Origin of the sequence: Streptomyces sp. NBC_01294 (assembly GCF_035917235.1) — a bacterium.
Lineage (GTDB): Bacteria > Actinomycetota > Actinomycetes > Streptomycetales > Streptomycetaceae > Streptomyces > Streptomyces caledonius.
On the sequence record NZ_CP108423.1, the window covers coordinates 6142058 to 6166428 of the forward strand.

A 24371-nucleotide genomic window follows, 5' to 3' on the forward strand; every position below is an offset into this window, starting at 1 on the left:
CGCCCCGATCGCCCCGATCGAGCTGGCCGCAGCCGGTCCCGCCGGCCGTGCCCACGACACCGGCGGCGCCCGCGGCCGGCTCAGAAGCCGCCGACTGCCTCCTGGACCACGTCCGGGGCGTTGGTGATGATCCCGTCCACCCCCATGGCCTGCACCTTCCGGGCGGTCGCCGCGTCGTCCACGATCCAGGTGTCCACCTCCATGGCCTTGCCGTGGGCGCCGAGCAGACCGTGCACCGCCGCGACCCAGTCGGCCGAGATCGTGGTGTGCCACGGGTTGATCCGGTCGGTGAACTCCGCGTACCGCGGCAGGTCCGCCACGGTCGGGGTGCCCAGGAAGGCCGTCACCAGGTCCGGGCGCAGCCTGTGCACGATGCGCACGCAGTCGGCGCTGAAGCTCTGCACCACCAGGCGCTGCGTCACGCGGCGCTCGTCGAGCCAGCCCGCCTCGCCCAGCACCTTCAGGGTCTGCTCCTCGATCCCCGGGTAGAGCTCCGGCTTCTTGATCTCCAGCAGCAGCCGCTGCTGGTTGCGCTGCACCCGGTCGAGGTACTCCCGCAGGGTCGGCACGAAGGCGCCCGCGTACTCCTCGCCGAACCAGCTGCCCGCGTCCAGCCGGGCGATCTCGGCCGCCGTGAAGTCCTGGACCTTCCAGGGCTTGCGGTCGGGGAAGAGCTCCTCGACGTCGGTGGTGCGGGCCAGGGTGTCGTCGTGGATCACCACCAGCTCGCCGTCCTTGGTGCGCTGCACGTCGTTCTCGACCCAGTCGAAGCCCAGCCGCATCGCCAGGTCGACGGCCTCGAGGGTGTTCTCCGGGGCGTACGCCGAGGCCCCCCGGTGGGCGTACACGACGGGGCTCCCCAGGGCCGCCGATCCGGTGGTGGACCCGGGACCGGTGGCGGCGTACGAGGCCGTTCCGCCCAGCAGGGTGAGTGTGAAGCCCAGGAATGCGGCGGCGGCCGCGGCGGCGGGTCGGACGTACATGTGCGTTCTCCTCGGGTCGTGAGCCCTGTTCCTGCGTCAGACGGGTGCGGAGCGGCAGACGTTGTGGCGATGCACTTCACGGCGATCATGGGGTTGAAGATCACCGAGCCGCCACCGAACTACGACAAACGGACCAGAACGAATGACGGCGGCCCCGAGCCCGGCGGGAGCCCCTGCGCGGGCCGGGAGCACGCCGAGGAGGCGCGCGGTGCGTGAGTGTCAGTGGGGGGTCGTACGGTTGACTCATGCGGCCCGTATCGAAGATCGAACGCACGGTGGCGCCTTTCGAGGTCGTCAGCCCCTACCAGCCCAGCGGCGACCAGCCGGCGGCCATCGCCGACCTGGAGAAGCGCATCCGCGCAGGTGAGAAGGATGTCGTCCTGCTGGGTGCGACCGGCACCGGCAAGTCGGCGACCACTGCCTGGATGATCGAGAAGCTTCAGCGCCCCACCCTGGTCATGGCGCCGAACAAGACCCTCGCCGCCCAGCTGGCGAACGAGTTCCGCGAGCTCCTGCCGAACAACGCCGTCGAGTACTTCGTCTCGTACTACGACTACTACCAGCCCGAGGCGTACGTACCGCAGTCGGACACGTACATCGAGAAGGACTCCTCGATCAACGAGGAGGTGGAGCGGCTGCGCCACTCCGCGACCAACTCGCTGCTGACCCGGCGGGACGTGATCGTCGTCGCCTCCGTGTCCTGCATCTACGGCCTCGGCACCCCGCAGGAATACGTCGACCGGATGGTCTCCCTCAAGATCGGCGAGGAGATCGACCGGGACCAGCTGCTGCGCCGCTTCGTGGACATCCAGTACACCCGCAACGACGTGGCCTTCACCCGGGGCACCTTCCGGGTGCGCGGCGACACCATCGAGATCTTCCCGGTCTACGAGGAACTGGCCGTCCGCATCGAGATGTTCGGCGACGAGATCGAGGCCCTCTCCACCCTGCACCCGCTGACCGGCGAGGTCATCAGCCAGGACCGCGATCTGTACGTCTTCCCCGCCAGCCACTACGTCGCCGGTCCGGAGCGCATGGAGAAGGCGATCACCGGCATCGAGGCCGAGCTGGCCGGGCGCCTCGCCGAGCTGGAGAAGCAGGGCAAGATGCTGGAGGCGCAGCGTCTGCGCATGCGCACCACGTACGACCTGGAGATGATGCGGCAGATCGGGTCCTGCTCCGGCATCGAGAACTACTCGCTGCACATGGACGACCGCGAGCGCGGTTCCGCGCCCAACACCCTCATCGACTACTTCCCGGAGGACTTCCTCCTGGTCATCGACGAGTCGCACGTCACCGTGCCGCAGATCGGCGCCATGTACGAGGGCGACGCCTCCCGCAAGCGGACCCTCGTCGACCACGGCTTCCGGCTGCCGTCGGCCCTCGACAACCGGCCGCTGAAGTGGGAGGAGTTCCAGCAGCGGATCGGCCAGACCGTCTACCTGTCGGCGACCCCGGGCAAGTACGAGCTCTCGCGCGGCGACGGCTTCGTCGAGCAGATCATCCGCCCCACCGGCCTCATCGACCCCGAGGTCGTGGTCAAGCCCACCGAGGGCCAGATCGACGACCTGGTGCACGAGATCCGGGAGCGGGTGGAGAAGGACGAGCGCGTCCTGGTCACCACCCTCACCAAGAAGATGTCCGAGGACCTGACGGACTACTTCCTGGAGCTCGGCATCCAGGTCCGCTACCTGCACAGCGACGTGGACACCCTGCGCCGCATCGAGCTGCTGCGCGAGCTGCGCTCCGGCGAGTACGACGTCCTGGTCGGCATCAACCTGCTGCGCGAGGGCCTCGACCTGCCCGAGGTGTCCCTGGTGGCGATCCTCGACGCCGACAAGCAGGGCTTCCTGCGCTCCGGGACCTCGCTCATCCAGACCATCGGCCGCGCGGCGCGCAACGTCTCGGGCCAGGTCCACATGTACGCGGACACCATCACCCCGGCGATGGCCCAGGCGATCGACGAGACCAACCGCCGCCGGGAGAAGCAGGTCGCCTACAACACCGCGCACGGGATCGACCCGCAGCCGCTGCGCAAGAAGATCAACGACATCGTCGCGACCATCGCCCGCGAGGAGCTGGACACCGAGCAGCTCCTCGGCACGGGCTATCGGCAGACGAAGGACGGCAAGGCCCTCAAGGCGCCGGTGCCGGCGCTGGGCGGCAAGGCGTCCGGGGCCAAGGCGGCCAGGGGTGCCAAGGGCGCCAAGGCGGCCGAGGTGCTCACCGACCGGCCCGCCGCAGAACTGGCCGCGCTCATCGAGCAGATGACCGAGCGCATGCGCGGGGCGGCCGCGGAGCTCCAGTTCGAGGTCGCGGCCCGGATCCGGGACGAGGTGGGCGAGCTGAAGAAGGAGTTGCGGCAGATGAAGGAAGCGGGCCTCGCCTGAGCCGAAGCCTGTCAGTAGGGTTGGGTCACAGCGCCGCAGGTACACGCTGCGCGCCCGTTAATGGGGCGGGCCATGGAGAGGGGACAGCTCGTGACGGTCAACATGACCAAGGGTCAGGCCATCAGTCTGCAGAAGGCGGACGGGGGCACGCTGACCGCGGTCCGGATGGGCCTCGGCTGGCAGGCGGCGAAGCGCCGCGGACTGTTCGGCTCCCGGACGCGGGAGATCGACCTCGACGCGTCGGCGGTGCTCTTCGCCGACAAGCAGCCCGTGGACGTCGTCTTCTTCCGGCACCTGCAGAGCGACGACGGCTCGGTGCGCCACACCGGCGACAACCTCGTCGGCGGCGTCGGCCAGGGCGGGGACGACGAGGCGATCCTCGTCGACCTCCAGCGCGTGCCGGTGCACATCGACCAGATCGTCTTCACGGTGAACTCCTTCACCGGCCAGACGTTCCAGGAAGTGCAGAACGCGTTCTGCCGCATCGTCGACGAGACCAACGGCCAGGAGCTGGCCCGCTACACCCTCGACGGCGGCGGTCAGTACACCGCGCAGATCATGGCGAAGGTGTCCCGCGCGGGCGCCGGCTGGCAGATGACGGCCCTCGGGAACCCGGCCAACGGCCGCACCTTCCAGGACCTCATGCCGGCGATCCTGCCGCACCTGTAGCAGTACCGGAAAAGAGAAGAAGAAGGCACGGGGAGGGGCTGCACGATGACGGCCGAACTGGTCCGGGGGCAGAACCACCCCGTGTCCCAGAGCCGGGTGGAGATCAGGGTCTCGGCGGGCACACCCGTGCTCGCCCTGGCCTCGCTCGCCGACGAACAGGGCCGGTTCTCCGGCGACGGGATCCTGGCCCACCCCGGCGCCAGGTCCCTCCCCGGCGTCCGCTCGCCGGGGGAGCTCGCCGACCGGCACACCTTCGCCGTCGACCTCGACGCGGTCGCCGCGGACGTCCACCGGGTCGGCGTGCTGCTCGTCCTGCCGCCCGGCGGACCGGTGCGCTTCGGCGCGGTCCCGGCCTCCTACGTGGCCGTGGCCGACCCGGAGGGCGCCGAGCTCGCCGGGTACACCCTGACCGGACTCGACGTCGAGACCGCCGTGGTCGCCCTGGAGCTGTACCGGCGCCAGGGTGCCTGGAAGGTCCGCGCCGTGGGCCAGGGCTACGCCGAGGGCCTCGGCGCCCTGCTGACCGACGGCGGGCTGGCCGCACCGGCCGCCGCGGCGCTGGCCGCCGACGCCCTGCGCACGGTCGCCGGAGCCGGCGCGGCCGTCGGCACGCCCGCGGCCATGCCGAGCCTGGTCGGCGACCTGCGCGCCCCGCAGACCCCGGCCCAGGCCCCCGCCCCCACTCCCGAGCCGCCGGACCAGGTCCCGGTCTCCGGGGTTCCGTACGCCGGCACGCCCGGGCCCGCACCCGTACCCGCGTCCCCGCCCGGCGGCGACTCGCCGGACGCGTCGCCCACCATCAGCTACGCCCACCCGCGGCGCCGCCGCACCAGCACCGAGCCGCCCGAGCCCGCACCGCGGGCGGCCGCGGCCCAGGAGCCCGGACAGCCCCCGCGGCCCGTCGCGGGGGACGCCAGCGGCTGGTCCATGGAGGAGCGGCTCTACAACCAGGTCTGGGGCATGTTCGAGGACCTGGCCCGCACGGTCGCCGCCTACCGCAGCGCCGTCGAGTTCGCCGACGCCCGCATGGACCGCGAGCTCGACGAGGCCCTCTCCGACCCGCGCCACCGCCTCGGCGGTTCCGGGAACGCCGCCCGCGACACCGCACGGGCCCGCCGCGAGGAGCTCGTCGCGCAGGCCCAGGCCGTCCTGGACCGGGACCTCGTCCAGCTGATCGCCGAGTCGCAGGTCGTCGAGCCGGCGCTGCCAGCCTCGTACGCCCGCTGGGACAATCCCGTCTGGCACGGTCACCGCATGCCGGAGGAGAGCCCGCTCGCGCTGCGCCTGGGAGACCTGCACCTGCCCGAGCGGCCCGATCTGCGCATCCCCATGCTGGTCCGGGTCCCGCTGGAGCGCGGACTGTGGATCGACAACGGCCGCACCGGTTCCGAGGCCGCGATGGCCATGGACACCGACAAGCTGCGCCGGGCCGCCATGGACATGGCCGTCGCGTACGCGGTGCGGCTGCTCGCGGTCCACCCCGCCGACCGGTTCTCCGTCCACGTCATCGACGCCGCCGGCGCCGGATCCGCCTCCCTGGCGCCCCTCGTGCGCGCCGGGGTGCTGGCCGGGCCGCCCGCCGCAGGGGCCGCGGGGGTCACCCAGACCCTCGCGCGGCTGACCCGGCGGGTGGACCTCGTACAGATGGCGCTGCGGGCCGGCGCTCCCGAGGACCTGCCCCCGGACGTGGACACGGCCGAGCAGCTGCTGATCGTGCACGATTTCCCGCACGGCTTCGACGACCGTGCCGTGACCCAGCTGCGCTACCTCGCCGACGAGGGCGCGGCGGTCGGCGTGCACCTGCTGATGGTCGCGGACCGCGACGAGGCCTCGGCCTACGGGCCGCTCCTCGACCCGCTGTGGCGTTCCCTGATGCGGCTGTCGCCGGTGGCGGACAACCACCTCGCCGACCCCTGGGTGCACCACGCCTGGACCTTCGAACCGGACCTGCCGCCGCAGGGCAGCAGGGTCCTCGACCAGGCACTGGACCGGGTGGCGGAGGCCCGGCGCACTACCCGCCCGTGACCATTCTTTGGGACTCTCTTTACCTTGTGGGCCCTGGACGGGTATGCTCATGTGTGCGGAGGGGAGTATTCCTGCTTTCCTGCTACGGCGTACCCGTCAATACGGACCACTGCGGTCAAGAGCGCAGTGGTCCCGGGGCGTCGGCCCACGGCCTCCAGGCCGCCCGGGTGGAAGAGACCTCCGGCAGCGATGACGCTGACGAAGTGCTGAGCCATCCGCCGGAGGCGTGTTCACCATGGAAGTTTCCTGGGCCCTGTGGGTCGCGACCATTCTTGGTCTGTCCCTGCTCATCGGCGCCGATTTCTTCATCGGCCGCAAACCGCACGACGTATCGATCAAGGAAGCGGGCATCTGGACGGTCGTCTGGATCGTCCTCGCCGCGCTCTTCGGGCTCGGCCTGTGGTTCTTCGGCAACGGCCAGGCCTCCCAGGAGTTCTTCGCCGGCTTCATCACCGAGAAGTCCCTGAGCGTCGACAACCTCTTCGTCTTCGTCCTCATCATGGCGAAGTTCGCGGTGCCCTCCCACCTCCAGCAGCGGGTGCTGCTCGTCGGCGTGCTGATAGCCCTCGTGCTCCGCGCGGTCTTCATCGCCGCCGGCGCCGCGATCATCGCCAGCTTCTCCTGGGTCTTCTTCATCTTCGGCGCCTTCCTGATCTACACCGCGTGGAAGCTGGTCCAGGAGGCCCGCAAGGACGAGGAGGAAGAGGAGTTCGAGGAGAACCGCCTCCTCAAGTCCGTCGAGAAGAAGTTCGGCGTCGCCGACAAGTACCACGGCACCAAGCTCTTCATCCAGAACAACGGCAAGCGCGTGCTGACCCCGCTGATGGTCGTCATGCTCGCCATCGGCACCACCGACGTCCTGTTCGCCCTGGACTCGATCCCCGCGATCTTCGGCCTCACCCAGGACCCCTACATCGTCTTCACGGCCAACGCCTTCGCCCTGATGGGTCTGCGCCAGCTGTACTTCCTCATCGGCGGCCTGCTGAAGAAGCTGGTCCACCTCAGCTACGGCCTGTCGGTCATCCTCGGCTTCATCGGCGTCAAGCTGGTGCTGCACGCCCTGCACGAGACCGGCATGCACGTCCCGGTGATCTCGATCCCGGTCTCCCTCGGCGTCATCTGCGGTGTCCTGGTCATCACCACGATCACCAGCCTGATCGCCTCGAAGAAGCAGGCGGCGGCCGAGGCCGCCGCCCGCCCGGAGCGCATCGACGCGTAACCCCGGCTACGGATCTACACGGGGGCGGCCGCTTCGGCCGCCCCCGTCTCCGTTGCCCGGACCGCGTCCGCCCGCTTGCGCACGACCAGCGGATTGGTTTCCGGCAGCAGGGCGAAACAGCCCAGGCTGACCAGGGCGATCCCACTCAGGTACAGCGCGACGCCCCACGGCGGACCGGAGCCGTCCGCCAGCGCCGTCGCCACGATCGGGGTCAGCGCCCCGCCCAGCACACCGCCGAGGTTGTAGCCGACGGCCGCGCCCGTGCAGCGGATCCGCGGGGCGTACAGCTCCGGCAGGTACGCGCCCACCACCGAGAACATCGTCACCATGCCCAGCAGCGCCCCGGTGAAGCCCAGCGTCATCAGCAGCGGGTCGGCCGTCCGCAACAGCGCCACCAGCGGGAACATCCACACGACGCAGATCGCGCAGCCGGCCAGGCACAGCGGCCGGCGCCCGTAGCGGTCGCCGAGCACCGCCATCAGCGGGGTCACCAGGCCCTTGAGCGCGACCGCGGCCATGATGCAGGCCAGCATCGTCGTGCGGCCCACCCCGAGGTGCTCGGTGGCGTACGCGAGGGACCAGGTGGTGACCGCGTAGAAGACGGCGTACCCCACGGCGAGCGCCCCGCCGGTCAGCAGGAGCAGCCGCCAGTGGCCCCGGATCACCTCGGCCAGCGGGGCCTCGGCCCGACGCCCGGTCTCGGCGAGCGCCCGGAACTGCGGGGTCTCCTCCACCGAGCGGCGCAGCCACAGCCCGGCCAGCGCCAGCAGCCCGGCCGCCCAGAACGGCACCCTCCACCCCCACGAGGTGAACTGGGCGTCGGTCAGCGACGCGGACAGCGCCAGCACCAGGCCGTTGGCCAGCAGGAAACCCACCGCCGGGCCGATCTGCGGGAAGCTCGACCACAGCCCGCGGCGCCCCTCGGGGGCGTGCTCCGCGGTCAGCAGCACCGCGCCGCCCCACTCGCCGCCGAGCCCGAGACCCTGCAGGAAGCGCAACAGGAGCAGCAGGACCGGCGCGGCCGTGCCGATCGACGCGTACGTCGGGACGAAGCCGATGGCGACCGTGGCGAGGCCGGTCAGCAGCAGGGAGCCGAGCAGGACCGGGCGCCGGCCGTAGCGGTCGCCGATGTGGCCGAACACCGCCGAGCCCAGCGGGCGGGCCAGGAAGCCGACGCCGAAGGTGCCGAAGGCGGCGAGCGTTCCGGCGAGCGGGGAGAAGGAGGGGAAGAAGAGCGGGCCGAGGACGAGGGCCGCGGCCGTTCCGTAGACGAAGAAGTCGTAGAACTCGATGGCGGTCCCGGCGAGCGAGGCCGAGGCCAGCCGCAGCATGCCGGGGCGGGCGCCGCCGCCGTCCTCGCCGGGCCGGGCGGCGGAGTCGGGGAGGAGGGGGGTGAGGGGGGTGGGGGAAGGCGTGGGGGAGGACGCGAGGGGCGGGGAGGGGTCCTGGTGCATGCTGCACCAAATACCCGCTCCCCGGCCCCGGGGACGTGCGTTCGGCCGTCAACGACCGGAAGGAGTGCGCCGCGTACCCATGTTGACGCGTTGTGGTGCCTACCAGCCGCGCTCGCGCCATTCGGCGAGGTGCGGACGCTCGGCGCCGAGCGTGGTGTCGTCGCCGTGGCCCGGGTAGACCCAGGTCTCGTCCGACAGCTGTCCGAAGAGCTTGTGCTCGACGTCGTCGAGCAGGCTCGTGAAGGCCTTCGCGTCGCCCGAGGTGTTGCCGACGCCGCCCGGGAAGAGGCAGTCGCCCGTGAACACGTGCGCGTGGCCGTGCGGGTCGTCGTAGATCAGGGCGATCGAGCCGGGGGTGTGGCCGACCAGGTGCCGCGCGGTCAGCTCGACCCGTCCGACGCGCACGGTGTCCCCGTCCGCGACCGGGACGTCGGTCGCCACCGGGATGCCCTCGGCGTCGAGGGCGCCGGCGTAGGTCCGCGCGCCGGTCGCCGCGACCACCTCGGCGAGGGCGCCCCAGTGGTCGCCGTGCCGGTGGGTGGTGACGACGGAGGCGATGCCGTCGTCCCCGATCAGGCTCAGCAGGGTGCCCGCCTCGGCGGCGGCGTCGATGAGCAGCTGCTCGTCGGTCGCGCGGCAGCGCAGCAGGTACGCGTTGTTGTTCATGGAACCCACCGCGACCTTGGAAATCATCAGGTCCGCGAGCTCGTGCACGTCGGCCGGACCGCCGACCTTGACCTCTCCGGTGTACGTCATGTCTTGATCCTAGAGCGGGGGGAGCTCGGGCAGGCCGTCGCCGGCCATGACGGCGAGGTGGGCGCCCTTGAGACCGCGTCCGGCCAGCCAGCCGAGCAGTTCGTCCTTGGGGCCCTCGAGGACCACGGGGGTGCCCTCGGTGCCGCCGGTGTGCCAGACCTGGCCGCCGTAGGAGGCGTTCAGGGTCACCGGCGGCACCTCCGGACGCCCGGACCAGCGGTCGGCGAGGAAGGCGATCTCGCGGTCGGTGAACTCCTCGGGGAGGTCGGAGAGCTCGTAACCGATGTCCAGGTCGACGTGGTGCAGGTCGACCTCGACCCAGCGGCGGAAGGGCACGTTGGCGGCGAGGTCGGTGACGCCGTTGCGCAGCTCCACGGTGCGTGACCAGTCCTGGTCGGGCTCGGTGGTGGCGAGGAAGCGGGTCGCGGAATCACGGAGGTCCGTCAGGTGTTCTTCCAGAGGCCGGCCGGCGTCGCGTGCGATGTCCGCGTCGCGCGCGGAGGCGCTCTCGTACATCGGGCGCGCCTCGAAGACGTTCACGAGGGCGTCCGCGTTGCGCGCGAGGTGGGCCAGGATGTGGCCACGGCTCCAGCCGGGGAGGTGTGACTCCTCGGACAGGCTCGCGTTGTCCAGTTTCGCGACCGCGGTCAGCAGCCGGTCCGTGGCTTCACGTACAGATCGCAGGTCGTGCACATGATCAGTCATGACGCCGAGCCTAGTGGTTTCGGGCCTCCGGCCACACGATCGGGTGAAGAGGTCTGCGGAGTGCCGTAAATCGAATGTGCGTGCTATACGCTCGAAGTTCAGACTCATCTCCACTGCAGTGGCGCCCCCCATACCCTGGGACGGGGGCCCGTGCCCCCGCTCTCTCAAGAAAGGTGCGGACCGGCGTGACCGACCGTCTCATCGTTCGTGGCGCTCGCGAGCACAACCTCAAGAATGTCTCGCTCGACCTGCCCCGCGATTCGCTCATCGTCTTCACCGGACTCTCCGGGTCGGGCAAGTCCTCCCTGGCCTTCGACACGATCTTCGCCGAGGGCCAGCGCCGCTACGTCGAGTCGCTCTCGTCGTACGCCCGCCAGTTCCTCGGGCAGATGGACAAGCCCGACGTCGACTTCATCGAGGGCCTTTCCCCGGCCGTCTCGATCGACCAGAAGTCGACCTCGCGCAACCCGCGCTCGACCGTGGGCACCATCACCGAGGTCTACGACTACCTCCGCCTCCTCTTCGCCCGCATCGGCAAGCCGCACTGCCCCGAGTGCCGCCGCCCCATCTCGCGCCAGTCGCCGCAGGCGATCGTCGACAAGGTGCTCGCGCTCCCCGAGGGCAGCCGCTTCCAGGTGCTCTCGCCGCTGGTGCGCGAGCGCAAGGGCGAGTTCGTCGACCTCTTCTCCGACCTCCAGACCAAGGGCTACAGCCGGGCGCGGGTGGACGGGGAGACCATCCAGCTCTCCGAGCCGCCCACGCTGAAGAAGCAGGAGAAGCACACCATCGAGGTGGTCATCGACCGCCTCACCGTCAAGGACAGCGCCAAGCGCCGGCTCACCGACTCCGTGGAGACGGCCCTCGGCCTCTCCGGCGGCATGGTGATCCTGGACTTCGTCGACCTCGCCGAGGACGACCCCGAGCGTGAGCGGATGTACTCCGAGCACCTCTACTGCCCCTATGACGACCTCTCCTTCGAGGAGCTGGAGCCGCGCTCCTTCTCCTTCAACTCGCCCTTCGGCGCCTGCCCCGAGTGCACCGGCATCGGCACGCGCATGGAGGTCGACCCCGACCTGATCGTCCCGGACGAGGAGAAGTCCCTCGACGAGGGCGCCGTCTCGCCGTGGTCGCTCGGCCACACCAAGGACTACTTCCAGCGGCTGATCGGCGCGCTCGCCGGGGAACTCGGCTTCCGGACCGACATCCCGTGGGCCGGGCTGCCGGTGCGCGCGAAGAAGGCCCTGCTCCACGGGCACAAGACGCAGATCGAGGTCCGCTACCGCAACCGGTACGGGCGGGAGCGGGCGTACACGACGGCCTTCGAGGGCGCCGTGCCGTTCGTCAAGCGGCGGCACGCGGAGTCGGAGAGCGACGCCAGCCGCGAGCGCTTCGAGGGCTACATGCGCGAAGTGCCCTGCCCGACCTGTCAGGGCACGCGGCTCAAGCCGATCGTGCTCGCCGTGACGGTGATGGAGAAGTCCATCGCCGAGGTCGCCGCCATGTCGATCAGCGAGTGCGCGGACTTCCTTGGGCGGATGCGCCTCGACGCCCGCGACAAGAAGATCGCCGAGCGGGTCCTCAAGGAGGTCAACGAGCGGCTCCGCTTCCTCGTGGACGTCGGCCTCGACTACCTCTCGCTCAACCGCGCCGCCGGCACCCTGTCGGGCGGCGAGGCCCAGCGCATCCGGCTCGCCACGCAGATCGGCTCCGGCCTGGTCGGCGTGCTGTACGTGCTGGACGAGCCCTCCATCGGCCTGCACCAGCGCGACAACCACCGGCTGATCGAGACGCTGGTGCGGCTGCGGGACATGGGCAACACGCTCATCGTCGTCGAGCACGACGAGGACACCATCAAGGTCGCCGACTGGGTCGTGGACATCGGCCCGGGCGCGGGCGAGCACGGCGGCAAGGTGGTGCACAGCGGTTCGCTGAAGGACCTGCTGAACAACCCCGAGTCGGTGACCGGGCAGTACCTGTCCGGCAAGAAGTCCATCGCGCTGCCGGACGTCCGCCGGCCCGTGAACGGGGAGCGCAGGCTCACCGTCCACGGCGCCAAGGAGAACAACCTGCGGGACATCGACGTGTCCTTCCCGCTGGGCGTGCTCACGGCCGTGACCGGTGTGTCGGGCTCGGGCAAGTCGACGCTGGTCAACGACATCCTCTACACGCACCTGGCGCGCGAGCTGAACGGCGCCCGCTCGGTGCCGGGGCGGCACACGCGGGTGGAGGGGGACGAGCTCGTCGACAAGGTCGTGCACGTCGACCAGTCGCCGATCGGCCGGACCCCCCGGTCCAACCCGGCGACGTACACCGGCGTCTTCGACCACGTCCGCAGGCTCTTCGCGGAGACGATGGAGGCGAAGGTGCGCGGCTACCTGCCGGGCCGCTTCTCCTTCAACGTGAAGGGCGGCCGGTGCGAGAACTGCTCCGGCGACGGCACGATCAAGATCGAGATGAACTTCCTGCCGGACGTCTACGTCCCGTGCGAGGTGTGCCACGGCGCCCGGTACAACCGGGAGACGCTGGAGGTCCACTACAAGGGCAAGTCCATCGCGGAAGTCCTGAACATGCCGATCGAGGAGGCGCTGGGCTTCTTCGAGGCGGTGCCGACGATCGCGCGCCACCTGAAGACGCTGAACGAGGTCGGGCTGGGCTACGTCCGCCTCGGGCAGTCCGCGCCGACCCTGTCGGGCGGTGAGGCGCAGCGCGTGAAGCTCGCCTCCGAGCTCCAGAAGCGGTCGACGGGCCGGACGGTGTACGTGCTGGACGAGCCGACGACGGGTCTGCACTTCGAGGACATCTCGAAGCTGATCAAGGTGCTGTCGGGGCTGGTGGACAAGGGGAACTCGGTGATCGTCATCGAGCACAACCTCGACGTCATCAAGACCGCGGACTGGGTCATCGACATGGGCCCCGAGGGTGGTTACGGCGGCGGCCTGGTGGTGGCCGAGGGCACGCCCGAGCAGGTCGCGTCGGTGGGCGCGAGCCACACGGGCAAGTTCCTGCGGGACATCCTGGGCGCGGACCGTGTCTCCGACGGGACGCCGGCGGCGCGGACGCCGGCCAAGAAGGCGGGCGCGGCGAAGAAGGCCGCCGCTGCGGCTCCGGCGAAGAAGGCCGCGGCCGCTGCGAAGAAGGCTGCCGCACCGGCGAAGAAGGCGACGCGGGCCCGCAAGGCGTGATCGCTGCGCTGGGCGGGGCGGTGCCGTGTTCGTCTGCGGCGCCGCTGCCGGGGGCTCTGCCCCCGGACTCCCGCGCCTCAAACGCCGGCGGGGCTGAACATTCAGCCCCGCCGGCGTTTGAGGCGCGGGCGCGGAGCGCGTTAGGAGGCCACCCCCACCGCGCGGCCGGTGTAGGCCGGGTCGGTCAGGGTGGTCAGGAGGGCGTCCGCGACGTCCGCGCGGGGGATGGCGTGGCCGCCGCGGACATTGGCGTCGATCGCGCGGCGGTAGGTGCCGGTGCGGGGCTTGTTGCGGAGCATCGGCGGGCGGATGACCGTCCACTGGGCCCCGCTCGCGCCCATCTCCGCCTCCATGACCGCGAGGTCCGCGTAGAGGTCGCGCAGGAACCTGCGCAGCAGCGGGTAGACCACCGCGCGGGTGACCAGGCTCTCGCCGTCCGGCAACGGGCCGACCGGGGCCGCGCTGACCGCCGAGAGGCGGGACACGCCCGCCCGGTCCATCGCCGCGAGGATGGCCCGTACCGCCGGGCCCGTGACCGGAGCCGCCTTGGCCTGCTTGTTGCCGGCCGCGCCGAGGGCGGAGATCACCGCCGACCGGCCCGCCAGGACGGGGACGAGCGCGTCCACGTCCGTCAGGTCGGCGATGACGGCCACCTGCAGGCGGTCGTGGGCCGGGACGTCCAGCCGCGCCGGGTTCCGTACCACCGCGGTCACCTCGTGCCCCGCGTCGAGTGCCTGCCGCACGACTTCGCGGCCGACGCCGCCCGTGGCTCCGAACACCGTGATCTTCATGGTTGCCCCCAGGGCCGAAGAAGAAGCGGAACGAGAGGTGGGTGAGGTGGGTGAGTGTTTACTCACCCCCTTCTCGCGCTAGGGTGAGTGAATGCTCACCTCGAAGTCAAGCCGCCCCACCCCGGAGCGTCTGCTCGACGCCGCCGAGAAGCTGATGCGCACCAGCGGCCTGGCCAACGCCACCACCAAGGCCATCGCCCGCGAGGCCGGCTGCTCGGAGGCGGCGCTCTACAAGCACTTCGCGAACAAGGAGGAGCTGTTCGTCCGCGTGCTGATGGAGCGCACCCCCAACGCGGGCCCGCTCATGGCGGCCCTGCAGGCCGAACCGGGGGAGCTGGGGGTCGAGGAGGGGCTCGCCGCCGTCGCCCTGCACGCCTCGCTCTTCTACGCCGACGCCATGCCCATGGCCGCCTCGCTCTTTGCCGAGCCCGCCCTGCTCACCCGCCACCGCGAGGGTGTCCAGGAGATCGGGGCCGGCCCGCATCTGGTCCTCGACGCGCTCGCCGGGCGGCTGCGGCGCGAGCGCGACGCCGGCCGGCTGCGGCCCGACGCCGATCCGCGGGCCGCCGCGGCCCTGCTGCTCGGCGCCTGCTTCCAGCGGGCCTTCTTCCTGCACTTCTCCGGCGCCCAAGTGGTCCAGCCGGTCGAGGAGTTCGCCCCGGCCGTGGCCCGGACCGTCTGGGCCGCGCTGCGCTGAAGCGTCAGAGCTCCGCCGCGTACGGCGGCTCCGCGCCCGCCCGGGTGCAGGTCAGGGCCGCCGCGCGGGCGGCGTAGGCCAAGACGTCCGGCCAGTCCACCGGCCCGCCCGGCCCGTCCGGGCCGTCGGCGAGCCGGTGCAGCAGGGCGGCGTTGACGGTGTCGCCCGCCCCGATCGTGTCGGCCACCACGACCGGGCGGGCCGCCGCCGAGTACTCCGCGCCCTCCCGCGTCCAGACCGTCAGGCCCGCCGCGCCCCGGGTCAGCACCACCGCCGACGGCCCGGCCGCCAGCCAGTCGGAGACCCGGCCGCCCAGCCAGGCCGCGTCCTCCTCAGACAGCTTGAGGATGCTCGTGTGCGGCAGCAGCCGGTCCAGGAAGCGCGCGCGGTACGCCGCCGGGTCCGCGATCAGCGCCGGCCGGATGTTGGGGTCCAGGAGGGTCAGCAGCCCGCGCCGTGACTCCCGGCGCAGCAGGGCCTCGTACGCGCTCGCGCCCGGTTCCAGGACCAGGGAGCAGGTGCCGAGCGCGAGGGCCCGTACGCCGTCCGGGAGGGCGGGCGGCAGGGTGAACAGCCGGTCCGCCGTGCCCTCGACGTAGAAGCCGTACGAGGCCGAGCCGTCCGGGGCCAGCGAGGGCACGGCGAGGGTGGTCGGCTCCGGTCCGCGCTGGACCATGGACACGTCCACCCCGGCCGCCCGCAGCCCGGCCAGCAGGCTCTCCCCGAAGCCGTCCGCCGACACCCGGGAGCAGAAGGCCACCTGCGCGCCGAGCCGCCCGAGGGCGAGCGCGGTGTTGTACGGTCCTCCGCCCGGCCGGGGCAGCAGGGCGCCGGGCGGCCGGTCCACGGGCACCAGGTCGATGAGGGCTTCTCCGCCGACGACGATCACGCGGGGGAAGCTACCCCATGCGACGGCGGTATCGTCGGGTGGGCCGGTGACCCGGCCGGGCTCCGGCCCGCGCCCGCCCGCCCGCGCCCCCGCCCCACCGTGCCCGCACCTCAGGAGAACCGCATGCCCGCGCCGCAGTCAGCCGCCCGCCGTACCGTCCTCAAGGGCGCCGCCGCGCTCGCCGGGGCCGCCGGCGGCGCGGTGACGCTCGCGGCCTGCTCCACGGCGACCAACAGCGGGGGCAACACCCCCGCGACCCCGACCGCACCGGTGGACCTGGGCGCCGCGGCCGACGTCCCGGTGGGCGGCGCGAAGCTCTACCGGGAGAAGAAGCTGATCGTCAGCTGCCCGGCGGAGGGCCGGTACGCGGCGTTCAGCGCCCAGTGCACGCACGCCGGCTGCGTCCTGGACAAGATCGTCGAAGGCGAGGGCAACTGCCCCTGCCACGGCAGCCGCTTCGACGTGACCACCGGCAAGGTCCTCAAGGGGCCCGCCACCGACCCGCTGCCCGCCGTCCCGGTCAAGGCGGAGAACGGCAGGCTCGTCGCGGGCTGACCCGCCCGACCGGCGGGCGGCCCGACCGCCCGCCCCCGACCGCCCGACCGCCCGACCGCCCGCCCCCGACCGACCGCCCTCCCGGGACTCAGTCCCAGTCCCAGGCGATCCCGAGGATCCCGCGCCGGACCGCCTGCTCCACCAGGTGCACCGCCCGGTGCCGGCCGCTCGGCGTCAGGTCCGCGACGGCGGTGCGCGGGGCCTCGGGACCGGTGCGGGCGAAGCGCCGGCAGCGCACCGGCAGGGCCGCCTCGTCGAAGCGGACCTGGAGCATGTACTGGCCGCCCGCGTAGCTGAAGCCGCGCACGTACTCGCTGCTGCGGGCGCCGGTGCCGTCCTCGATGCCGTAGCCGAAGACGTACGTGTCCCCGCGCCGCAGCCGTGCGTCGAAGAGCAGCTCCGCGACCACCACCCCGCCCTCCGGATGGCACCGCACCCGGCCCGTGCGGCAGTTCTCGTACGCCGTCACGCGCATCCGGGACACGTCGCAGCCCGGGTCGCCGTGGTGGACGGCGAGGTAGCGGTCGACCCCGTCGCGGTGCGCCCGGACGATCTGCTGCGACTCGCGGACCCGCATCTCGCCCGCCGGTCCGATGCGGACCCGCTCGTGGTGCCCGACCGAGTGCAGTCCGCCGTCCGGCGGGAGCTCCATCCCGTCCAGCAGCCGCTCCACCGTCCCGCCCATGCTGAACAGGGCCCGGTACGGGCGGGTGGCCGGACGGGCGGGCCCGGAGTCCGGCTCCGGGGCGGCCAGCAGGCGCACGAGGGCGCCGCCGGGCAGCTCCAGGATCTGCTCCAGGGCGGTGACGGCCCTCAGCGACTCCGCCTTGCGCGGCCGTCGGGCGCCCTGCTGCCAGTAACTGAGGCTGGTGACACCGACCTTGATGCCCTGGGCCGCGAGCCGGTGCTGCACCCGGTGCAGGGGGAGTCCGCGCGCGGCGAGGGCGGCGCGCAGGGCGAGGTGGAAGGGGCCGCCGCGCAGCAGACGGCCGAGTTCCGCCGTGTCCCCCGTCGGCCGCATGGCGACTCCTCTGTGAACGTTCACACGCGCCACGCGCCGGCGCGGAGGATCGCGGCGGCGGTTCCGGGGGACCAGGTGAAACGGCAGCAACCGTTCACACCACAGCCCCACCGTTCACACTGCGATGTCACCGCGTATTGAAGCGTGTTGACCTGATCGCGACAACTCCCCGATGCTCCTCCACAGCGTCCGGACGCGCTCCTCCACCCCCCCACTCCCCACCTCGGGAGGAACGCGATGCGCAACCGAAACCGGCGGCTTTCCCCGGCCGCCCTCCTCACCGTCCTGCTCCTCGCCCTGTCCGCCGGCACCGCCACCGCCGCCGATGCCGGCTCGGACACCGCGAGCGCAGCCCTCGCCTCCAAGCGGCTGAACATCACCATGCAGGCGCAGGCCAAGACCAACTGGTGCTGGGCCGCGGGCGGCAACACCATCGCCACCTGGTTCGGCCGCACCTACAGCCAGAACCAGTTCTGCAACGCCGCCTTCAACCGCCAGCAGGGCACCGACTGCCCCAACAACCAGGCCACTCTCGGCAACGTCCAGACCGGGCTGCGCTGGGCGGGCATCAACCCCGGCTCGTACGTGAACGGCTGGCTCCAGTACTCCACCGTCCAGACCGAGATCAACGCCAACCGCCCGATCGAGACCCGGATCCAGTGGTCGGGCGGCGGCGGCCACATGCACGTCGTCTACGGCTACGACACCGCGAGCAACTGGGTCTACTGGGGAGACCCCTGGCCCTCCAGCGACCGCTACAACTGGGCCTCGCACGCCTGGTACGTCAACAACAACACCTTCTCCTGGACCCACTCGCTCTACCGGATCGGGGCGTGACCGCCATGACGCTGCGCGCCACCACCGCCGGCGCGGTCCTCGCCGCCACCGCCCTCCTCGGGCTCGCCCCGCAGGCGTCCGCGGCCCCCGTGCCCCAGCCCCAGGCCGCCACCGCCGAGACCAGGGCCGCCGCCGCGCAGGCGGCTGCCGCCCCCGACACCCTGGCCACCCTCTCCCGCTTCTTCGCCCGGGAGGGCCGGCTCTCCCCGGCCGCCGCGCGGCCCCGCATCGAGGGCGAGGCGATACCGGTCCACCACCTCTCCCCGGACTTCGTCGCGGGCAAGGCGGGCGCGTCCGTCGCCCGCCTGGAGTTCCTCGCCAGCAAGGCGGTCTCCTCCGACGGGCAGCAGGCCGCCCTGTGGACGGCGAAGACGGAGGCCGGCTGGCAGGTCGTGAACATCGCCACCGGCGACGACGAATTCCGTTACGCGCGGCTGGGCGCCGAGAGACTGCCCGGCGGGACGGTCTTCCGGGAACCGCAGATCGACGCCTGGTACGTGGCCGGGCCGAGCCGGGTGCTGCCGCTGGACGAGGACGCGGTGCGGGCCGTCGGCGCCGGGGGCACCACGCTGAACGCCTACCGGGCCCGGGTCGGGGCGGCGTACGGGGACAAGCTTCCCGGCTCCGCCTATGCCGAAGGGGGCGTGGCGGGTGGTTACGCGGAGCCCGGCCCGCAGGACTCCGGGGCTCCGGTGGCCATGGCGGCCGTCGGTGTGGCGCTCGCGCTGGGTGCTGCCGGGGTGTCGGCCCTGCGGCGCCGCCGGCCCGCCGTCGCGTAGCCATTGCCCCCGCAGGGCCCGGCTCCCCGCCAGGTGCCGGGCCCTGCAGGGCCTTCCCCCACCCCGCCCTTTCACCGTTTCCCGGGGCTCCGCCCCGGACCCCGCGCCTCAAACGCCGGCGGGGCTGGTTGGGGGGCTCCGCCCTGCCCGGACCCCGCGCCTCAAGCGCCGGCGGGGCTGAATCCCAGCCCCGCCGGCGCTTGAGGCGGGGCGCGGAGCGCCGTAGGGGGGTCCCCGGCAAGCCCGCACACCGCGCCGGAGGCGTACGGTCCGTTGTCAGCCCGCGCAAGTAGGGTGGTTGGCATGGCCGACCCTTCCAGTTACCGCCCCAAGCCGGGACAGATCCCCGACTCCCCGGGGGTCTACAAGTTCCGTGACGAGCACCGCCGGGTGATCTACGTCGGGAAGGCCAAGAGCCTGCGCCAGCGCCTGGCCAGCTACTTCCAGGACGTCGCCGGCCTGCATCCCCGTACCGCCACCATGGTGACCACGGCCGCCTCCGTCGAGTGGACCGTGGTCTCCACCGAGGTCGAGGCGCTCCAGCTGGAGTACTCGTGGATCAAGGAGTTCGACCCCCGGTTCAACGTCAAGTACCGGGACGACAAGAGCTACCCCTCGCTCGCCGTCACCCTCAATGAGGAGTACCCGCGGGTCCAGGTCATGCGCGGGCCCAAGAAGAAGGGCGTGCGCTACTTCGGTCCGTACGGGCACGCCTGGGCCATCCGCGAGACCGTCGACCTGATGCTGCGGGTGTTCCCGGTACGGACGTGCTCCGCGGGAGTGTTCAAGCGCTCCGCCCAGATCGGCCGGCCTTGCCTGCTCGGCTACATCGGCAAGTGCTCCGCGCCCTGCGTCGGCCGGGTCACCCCCGAGGAGCACCGCGAACTGGCCGAGGACTTCTGCGACTTCATGGCCGGCCGCACCGGCACCTACCTCTCCCGGCTGGAGAAGGAGATGCACATCGCGGCCGAGGACATGGAGTACGAGAAGGCCGCCCGGCTGCGCGACGACATCGGGGCGCTGCGCCGGGCCATGGAGAAGAACGCCGTGGTGCTCGCCGACGCCACCGACGCCGACCTGATCGCGGTCGCCGAGGACGAGCTCGAGGCCGCGGTGCAGATCTTCCACGTCCGCGGCGGCCGGGTCCGCGGCCAGCGCGGCTGGGTCACCGACAAGGTCGAGGCCGTCGACACGGCCGGGCTCGTCGAGCACGCCCTCCAGCAGCTGTACGGCGAGGAGAAGGGCGAGGCGGTCCCCAAGGAGGTGCTGGTCCCGGCGCTCCCCGAGGACACGCCCGCGCTGAACCAGTGGCTCGCCGACCGCCGGGGGTCCCAGGTCAGCCTGCGGATACCGCAGCGCGGCGACAAGAAGGCCCTGATGGAGACCGTCCACCGCAACGCGCTGCAGTCCCTCGCCCTGCACAAGACCAGGCGCGCCAGCGACCTCACCACCCGCTCGCGGGCCCTGGAGGAGATCGCACAGGCCCTGGAGCTCGACAGCGCCCCGCTGCGCATCGAGTGCTTCGACATCTCCCACCTCCAGGGCGACGACGTCGTCGCCTCGATGGTGGTCTTCGAGGACGGGCTGGCCCGCAAGGGCGAGTACCGGCGCTTCCAGATCAAGTCCTTCGAGGGGCAGGACGACGTCCGCTCCATGCACGAGGTGGTCTCCCGGCGCTTCCGCCGCTACCTCCAGGAGAAGCTGAAGACGGGCGAGTGGGAGGCCGAGGACGGCCAGGCCCCGGAGGAGGACGACGGGCGCCCCAAGCGCTTCGCGTACCCGCCCCAGCTCATCGTGGTCGACGGCGGGCAGCCGCAGGTCGCCGCCGCCAAGCGCGCCCTGGAGGAGCTCGGGGTCGACGACGTCGCCGTGTGCGGCCTGGCCAAGCGCCTGGAGGAGGTCTGGCTGCCCGGCGAGGACGACCCCGTCGTGCTGCCCCGCACCAGCGAGGGCCTCTACCTGCTCCAGCGGGTGCGTGACGAAGCCCACCGGTTCGCCATCCAGTACCAGCGCAACAAGCGCGGCAAGCGCTTGAAGTCCGGCCCGCTGGACGTGGTGCCCGGCCTCGGCGAGAGCCGCAAGCAGGCCCTGATCAAGCACTTCGGTTCGGTGAAGAAGCTGAGACAGGCGACAATCGACCAGATCTGCGAGGTCCCGGGCATAGGCCGGAAGACGGCCGAGACGGTGGCCGCGGCCCTCGCCCAGGCGGTTCCCGCTGGTCCTGCCGTCAACACGGCGACAGGAGAGATCATTGAGGATGAGACCCCCGCGCCCGCGGGAGCATCGTCCGAACGGGGGACCGAGCAATGACCGAGCACGAGACCACGCACGACCGAGACGGAGCACAGGTGAGTACGGGCACGACAGTGGAGCCCGGCGAGACCGCCGAGGCGGCCATCCCCGAGCTGGTGATCATCTCCGGTATGTCCGGGGCCGGCCGCAGTACGGCGGCCAAGTGTCTGGAGGACCTCGGCTGGTTCGTCGTCGACAACCTCCCGCCGGCCCTGATCCCGACCATGGTGGAGCTCGGCGCCCGCTCCCAGGGCAACGTGGCGCGCATCGCCGTCGTCGTCGACGTCCGCGGCCGGCAGTTCTTCGATGCCCTGCGCGAGTCGCTCGCCGACCTCGACAGCAAGGGCGTCACCCGCCGCATCGTCTTCCTGGAGTCCTCCGACGACGCGCTGGTCCGCCGCTTCGAGTCGGTCCGCCGCCCGCACCCGCTCCAGGGCGACGGGCGCATCACCGACGGCATCGCCGCCGAGCGCGACCTGCTGCGCGAGCTGCGCGGCGACGCCGACCTGGTGATCGACACCTCCAGCCTGAACGTGCACGAGCTGCGCGCGAAGATGGACGCCCAGTTCGCCGGGGACGAGGAGCCCGAGCTGCGGGCCACCGTCATGTCCTTCGGCTACAAGTACGGCCTCCCCGTCGACGCCGACCTCGTCGTCGACTGCCGCTTCATCCCCAACCCGCACTGGGTGCCGGAGCTGCGCCCCTTCACCGGGCTCAACGAGGAGGTGTCGGGGTACGTCTTCAGCCAGCCCGGCGCCAAGGAGTTCCTCGACCGCTACACCGAGCTGCTCCAGCTCATCGCCACCGGCTACCGCCGCGAGGGCAAGCGGTACGTGACCATCGCGGTCGGGTGCACGGGCGGCAAGCACCGCAGCGTGGCCATGTCCGAGAAGCTCGCCGCCCGCCTCGCCTCCGAGGGAGTCGAGACCGTCGTAGTCCACCGGGACATGGGGCGCGAGTGACCGCACGGACCCCGCGGCTGAGCCGCCTGCGCCGCCTCACCCCGGGACGGGGCGAGGACGGAGTGGGCCGCTCCGGCCGCTCCGGCCGCCGGCGCGGCGCCACGCCCAAGGTGGTGGCGCTCGGCGGCGGCCAGGGCCTGTCGGCCTCCCTCGCCGCCCTGCGCCGGATCACCGGTGACCTCACCGCCGTGGTCACCGTCGCCGACGACGGCGGCTCCAGCGGCCGGCTCCGGGAGGAGCTCGGCGTGCTGCCGCCCGGCGATCTGCGCAAGGCGCTGGCCGCGCTGTGCGGGGACGACGACTGGGGCCAGACCTGGGCCCGGGTCATCCAGCACCGCTTCCAGTCCGAGGGCGACCTGCACGGGCACGCCGTCGGCAACCTGCTGATCGTCGCCCTGTGGGAACAGCTCGGCGACCCCGTCCAGGCCCTCGACCTGGTCGGCAGGCTGCTCGGGGCACAAGGCCGCGTCCTGCCGATGTCGGCGGTGCCCCTGGAGCTCCAGGCCCTGGTCAGGGGGCACGACCCGGCCCGCCCCGAGGACGTGGACACCGTCCGCGGGCAGGCCACGGTGGCGCTGACCCCGGGCGAGGTGCTCTCCGTGCAGGTCGTGCCGGGCGACCCGCCGGCCGTGCCGGAGGCCGTCGCGGCGGTCCTGGACGCCGACTGGGTGGTCCTCGGCCCGGGGTCCTGGTTCTCCTCCGTCATCCCGCACCTGCTGGTGCCGGAACTGCTGGACGCGCTGGTCGAGACGAAGGCCCGGCGGGTCCTCTCGCTGAACCTCGCGCCGCAGCCCGGAGAAACAGAGGGCTTCTCTCCGCAGCGTCATTTGGAGGTTTTGGCCCGACACGCCCCTAAACTCGCCCTGGACGTGGTGCTGGCCGACGAGGCCGCCGTGCCCGACCGCGAGTCCCTCGCCGATGCCGCGAAACGGTTCGGTGCCGCGGTCGAGCTGGCGCCCGTGGCCAGGCAGGACGGCTCTCCGAAGCACGATCCGGAGCTGCTGGCCGCCGCGTACGACCGTATTTTTCGGATGCATGGAAGGATCGGCCCATGGCGATGACGCCTGCGGTGAAGGATGAGATCTCCCGCCTGCCCGTCACCCGGACCTGCTGCAGGAAGGCGGAGGTCTCGGCGATCCTTCGGTTCGCCGGCGGGCTGCACCTGGTGAGCGGCCGCATCGTCATCGAGGCGGAGCTGGACACCGGGATCGCCGCCAGACGTCTGCGCAAGGACATCCTGGAGATCTTCGGCCATTCCTCGGACCTGGTGGTGATGGCCCCCGGCGGACTGCGCCGCGGCAGCCGCTACGTGGTCCGCGTCGTGGCCGGCGGTGATCAGCTGGCGCGCCAGACGGGCCTCGTGGACGGCCGCGGACGGCCCATCCGGGGTCTTCCCCCGCAGGTGGTCTCCGGGGCCACCTGTGACGCCGAGGCGGCGTGGCGCGGCGCCTTCCTGGCCCACGGCTCGCTCACCGAGCCGGGCCGGTCGTCCTCCCTGGAGGTCACCTGCCCCGGCCCGGAGGCCGCCCTGGCCCTGGTGGGCGCCGCCCGCAGGCTCTCCATCGCCGCGAAGGCGCGCGAGGTGCGCGGCGTCGACCGGGTCGTGGTCCGCGACGGCGACGCGATCGGCGCCCTGCTGACCCGGCTCGGCGCGCACGAGTCGGTGCTGGCCTGGGAGGAGCGGCGGATGCGGCGCGAGGTGCGCGCCACCGCCAACCGCCTCGCCAACTTCGACGACGCCAACCTGCGCCGCTCGGCGCGGGCCGCGGTGGCCGCCGGAGCCCGAGTGCAGCGCGCGCTGGAGATCCTCGGCGAGGAGGTCCCCGAGCACCTCGCCGCGGCCGGCCGGCTGCGCATGGAGCACAAGCAGGCCTCGCTGGAGGAGCTGGGCGCGCTCGCCGACCCGCCGCTGACCAAGGACGCGGTCGCGGGCCGGATCCGCCGCCTGCTGGCGATGGCCGACAAGCGGGCCCAGGACCTCGGCATCCCGGGCACCGAGTCGAACCTCGACCTCAGCGAGGAGATGGCCGACAACATGGCCGGATAGCCGATCCCTGTACGGCAAAGGGGCCCCCACGATCACTCGTGAGGGCCCCTTCGCCGTACGCCCCATTGACATGAGCATGGGCCGGTCTTGAGTCTGGCGTCCGAAGGCTTTCGTGGCA

Annotated in this window: 20 protein-coding genes; 13 read left to right on the forward strand and 7 right to left on the reverse strand. The window is 72.1% G+C overall.

Annotated features, from left to right (window positions below; all coding sequences use genetic code 11):
• Nucleotides 1–80 precede the first annotated feature (80 nt).
• Nucleotides 81–983 carry a glycerophosphodiester phosphodiesterase gene (locus OG534_RS27770; protein WP_326591579.1) on the reverse strand — a complete coding sequence of 301 codons (903 nt, stop codon included), beginning with the start codon at nt 981–983 and terminating at the stop codon, nt 81–83.
• A gap of 245 nt (nt 984–1228) precedes the next feature.
• Between OG534_RS27770 and uvrB the strand changes: the two genes are divergently transcribed.
• The 4 genes from uvrB to OG534_RS27790 all read left to right on the forward strand — a co-directional run bounded on the left by uvrB (nt 1229) and on the right by OG534_RS27790 (nt 7286).
• Complete coding sequence (gene uvrB, locus OG534_RS27775; RefSeq protein WP_326591580.1) at nt 1229–3373, forward strand: excinuclease ABC subunit UvrB; 2145 nt, start codon at nt 1229–1231, stop codon at nt 3371–3373.
• A gap of 90 nt (nt 3374–3463) precedes the next feature.
• Entirely contained in the window at nt 3464–4042 is a 579-nt protein-coding gene (locus OG534_RS27780; protein WP_030762430.1) for a TerD family protein, read from the forward strand.
• A gap of 45 nt (nt 4043–4087) precedes the next feature.
• A complete protein-coding gene (locus OG534_RS27785) occupies nt 4088–6067 on the forward strand; it encodes a TerD family protein (protein ID WP_326591581.1) in 1980 nt (659 codons plus the stop codon).
• 235 nt (nt 6068–6302) lie between these two features.
• Nucleotides 6303–7286 (forward strand): TerC family protein, encoded by a 984-nt coding sequence (locus OG534_RS27790; RefSeq protein WP_326591582.1) that lies wholly within the window; start codon nt 6303–6305, stop codon nt 7284–7286.
• 14 nt (nt 7287–7300) lie between these two features.
• Here the strand turns inward: OG534_RS27790 and OG534_RS27795 are convergent, their stop codons facing one another.
• From OG534_RS27795 to OG534_RS27805, 3 genes are all read right to left on the reverse strand, one after another.
• Complete coding sequence (locus OG534_RS27795) at nt 7301–8617, reverse strand: MFS transporter (protein WP_326593893.1); 1317 nt, start codon at nt 8615–8617, stop codon at nt 7301–7303.
• 222 nt (nt 8618–8839) lie between these two features.
• Nucleotides 8840–9496 carry an MBL fold metallo-hydrolase gene (locus OG534_RS27800; protein WP_326591583.1) on the reverse strand — a complete coding sequence of 219 codons (657 nt, stop codon included), beginning with the start codon at nt 9494–9496 and terminating at the stop codon, nt 8840–8842.
• Nucleotides 9497–9505: 9 nt separating this feature from the next.
• Nucleotides 9506–10201, reverse strand: coding sequence for a maleylpyruvate isomerase family mycothiol-dependent enzyme (locus OG534_RS27805; RefSeq protein WP_326591585.1), 696 nt, complete (start codon nt 10199–10201; stop codon nt 9506–9508).
• 173 nt (nt 10202–10374) lie between these two features.
• Between OG534_RS27805 and uvrA the strand changes: the two genes are divergently transcribed.
• Nucleotides 10375–13383, forward strand: coding sequence for an excinuclease ABC subunit UvrA (gene uvrA, locus OG534_RS27810; RefSeq protein ID WP_442807159.1), 3009 nt, complete (start codon nt 10375–10377; stop codon nt 13381–13383).
• A 140-nt stretch (nt 13384–13523) separates the two neighbouring features.
• On the opposite strand, the gene OG534_RS27815 is transcribed toward uvrA, so the two are convergent.
• The gene (locus OG534_RS27815; RefSeq protein ID WP_326591587.1) at nt 13524–14174 is read right to left on the reverse strand and encodes an NAD(P)-dependent oxidoreductase; all 651 of its coding nucleotides are present in this window, start codon (nt 14172–14174) and stop codon (nt 13524–13526) included.
• Between the two features lie 91 nt (nt 14175–14265).
• Here OG534_RS27815 and OG534_RS27820 point away from each other — a divergent pair, with 91 nt between their 5' ends.
• Complete coding sequence (locus OG534_RS27820) at nt 14266–14871, forward strand: TetR/AcrR family transcriptional regulator (RefSeq protein WP_326591588.1); 606 nt, start codon at nt 14266–14268, stop codon at nt 14869–14871.
• A gap of 4 nt (nt 14872–14875) precedes the next feature.
• On the opposite strand, the gene OG534_RS27825 is transcribed toward OG534_RS27820, so the two are convergent.
• Nucleotides 14876–15760, reverse strand: a complete 885-nt coding sequence (locus OG534_RS27825; protein ID WP_326591590.1) for a carbohydrate kinase family protein — start codon at nt 15758–15760, stop codon at nt 14876–14878.
• Nucleotides 15761–15883: 123 nt separating this feature from the next.
• Here OG534_RS27825 and OG534_RS27830 point away from each other — a divergent pair, with 123 nt between their 5' ends.
• Nucleotides 15884–16315: a Rieske (2Fe-2S) protein gene (locus tag OG534_RS27830; protein ID WP_326591591.1), complete on the forward strand. Its 432-nt coding sequence runs from the start codon at nt 15884–15886 to the stop codon at nt 16313–16315.
• A gap of 88 nt (nt 16316–16403) precedes the next feature.
• On the opposite strand, the gene OG534_RS27835 is transcribed toward OG534_RS27830, so the two are convergent.
• Nucleotides 16404–17336: a hypothetical protein gene (locus OG534_RS27835; protein ID WP_326591593.1), complete on the reverse strand. Its 933-nt coding sequence runs from the start codon at nt 17334–17336 to the stop codon at nt 16404–16406.
• A gap of 237 nt (nt 17337–17573) precedes the next feature.
• Here OG534_RS27835 and OG534_RS27840 point away from each other — a divergent pair, with 237 nt between their 5' ends.
• The 6 genes from OG534_RS27840 (at nt 17574) to whiA (ending at nt 24253) form a co-directional block, all read left to right on the forward strand.
• Nucleotides 17574–18173 carry a papain-like cysteine protease family protein gene (locus tag OG534_RS27840; protein ID WP_326591594.1) on the forward strand — a complete coding sequence of 200 codons (600 nt, stop codon included), beginning with the start codon at nt 17574–17576 and terminating at the stop codon, nt 18171–18173.
• 5 nt (nt 18174–18178) lie between these two features.
• Nucleotides 18179–18952 carry a hypothetical protein gene (locus OG534_RS27845; RefSeq protein ID WP_326593895.1) on the forward strand — a complete coding sequence of 258 codons (774 nt, stop codon included), beginning with the start codon at nt 18179–18181 and terminating at the stop codon, nt 18950–18952.
• A gap of 303 nt (nt 18953–19255) precedes the next feature.
• Complete coding sequence (gene uvrC, locus OG534_RS27850) at nt 19256–21262, forward strand: excinuclease ABC subunit UvrC (RefSeq protein ID WP_326591595.1); 2007 nt, start codon at nt 19256–19258, stop codon at nt 21260–21262.
• Nucleotides 21259–22206 (forward strand): RNase adapter RapZ, encoded by a 948-nt coding sequence (gene rapZ / locus OG534_RS27855; RefSeq protein WP_030720410.1) that lies wholly within the window; start codon nt 21259–21261, stop codon nt 22204–22206. The genes uvrC and rapZ overlap by 4 nt, the downstream gene beginning before the upstream one ends.
• Nucleotides 22203–23267, forward strand: coding sequence for a gluconeogenesis factor YvcK family protein (locus OG534_RS27860; protein ID WP_326591596.1), 1065 nt, complete (start codon nt 22203–22205; stop codon nt 23265–23267). Before rapZ ends, OG534_RS27860 begins: the two co-directional genes overlap by 4 nt.
• A complete protein-coding gene (gene whiA, locus OG534_RS27865; protein WP_030009075.1) occupies nt 23258–24253 on the forward strand; it encodes a DNA-binding protein WhiA in 996 nt (331 codons plus the stop codon). The genes OG534_RS27860 and whiA overlap by 10 nt, the downstream gene beginning before the upstream one ends.
• Nucleotides 24254–24371 lie beyond the last annotated feature (118 nt).

What these genes read in the sequence shown, in the direction of transcription:
- OG534_RS27770 (WP_326591579.1), bottom strand. Translation starts at nt 983, where the DNA reads ATGTACGTCCGACCCGCCGCCGCGGCCGCCGCCGCATTCCTGGGCTTC.
- uvrB (WP_326591580.1), top strand. Translation starts at nt 1,229, where the DNA reads ATGCGGCCCGTATCGAAGATCGAACGCACGGTGGCGCCTTTCGAGGTC.
- OG534_RS27785 (WP_326591581.1), top strand. Translation starts at nt 4,088, where the DNA reads ATGACGGCCGAACTGGTCCGGGGGCAGAACCACCCCGTGTCCCAGAGC.
- OG534_RS27790 (WP_326591582.1), top strand. Translation starts at nt 6,303, where the DNA reads ATGGAAGTTTCCTGGGCCCTGTGGGTCGCGACCATTCTTGGTCTGTCC.
- OG534_RS27795 (WP_326593893.1), bottom strand. Translation starts at nt 8,617, where the DNA reads ATGCTGCGGCTGGCCTCGGCCTCGCTCGCCGGGACCGCCATCGAGTTC.
- OG534_RS27800 (WP_326591583.1), bottom strand. Translation starts at nt 9,496, where the DNA reads ATGACGTACACCGGAGAGGTCAAGGTCGGCGGTCCGGCCGACGTGCAC.
- OG534_RS27805 (WP_326591585.1), bottom strand. Translation starts at nt 10,201, where the DNA reads ATGACTGATCATGTGCACGACCTGCGATCTGTACGTGAAGCCACGGAC.
- OG534_RS27815 (WP_326591587.1), bottom strand. Translation starts at nt 14,174, where the DNA reads ATGAAGATCACGGTGTTCGGAGCCACGGGCGGCGTCGGCCGCGAAGTC.
- OG534_RS27820 (WP_326591588.1), top strand. Translation starts at nt 14,266, where the DNA reads ATGCTCACCTCGAAGTCAAGCCGCCCCACCCCGGAGCGTCTGCTCGAC.
- OG534_RS27830 (WP_326591591.1), top strand. Translation starts at nt 15,884, where the DNA reads ATGCCCGCGCCGCAGTCAGCCGCCCGCCGTACCGTCCTCAAGGGCGCC.
- OG534_RS27835 (WP_326591593.1), bottom strand. Translation starts at nt 17,336, where the DNA reads ATGCGGCCGACGGGGGACACGGCGGAACTCGGCCGTCTGCTGCGCGGC.
- OG534_RS27840 (WP_326591594.1), top strand. Translation starts at nt 17,574, where the DNA reads ATGCGCAACCGAAACCGGCGGCTTTCCCCGGCCGCCCTCCTCACCGTC.
- OG534_RS27845 (WP_326593895.1), top strand. Translation starts at nt 18,179, where the DNA reads ATGACGCTGCGCGCCACCACCGCCGGCGCGGTCCTCGCCGCCACCGCC.
- uvrC (WP_326591595.1), top strand. Translation starts at nt 19,256, where the DNA reads ATGGCCGACCCTTCCAGTTACCGCCCCAAGCCGGGACAGATCCCCGAC.
- rapZ (WP_030720410.1), top strand. Translation starts at nt 21,259, where the DNA reads ATGACCGAGCACGAGACCACGCACGACCGAGACGGAGCACAGGTGAGT.
- whiA (WP_030009075.1), top strand. Translation starts at nt 23,258, where the DNA reads ATGGCGATGACGCCTGCGGTGAAGGATGAGATCTCCCGCCTGCCCGTC.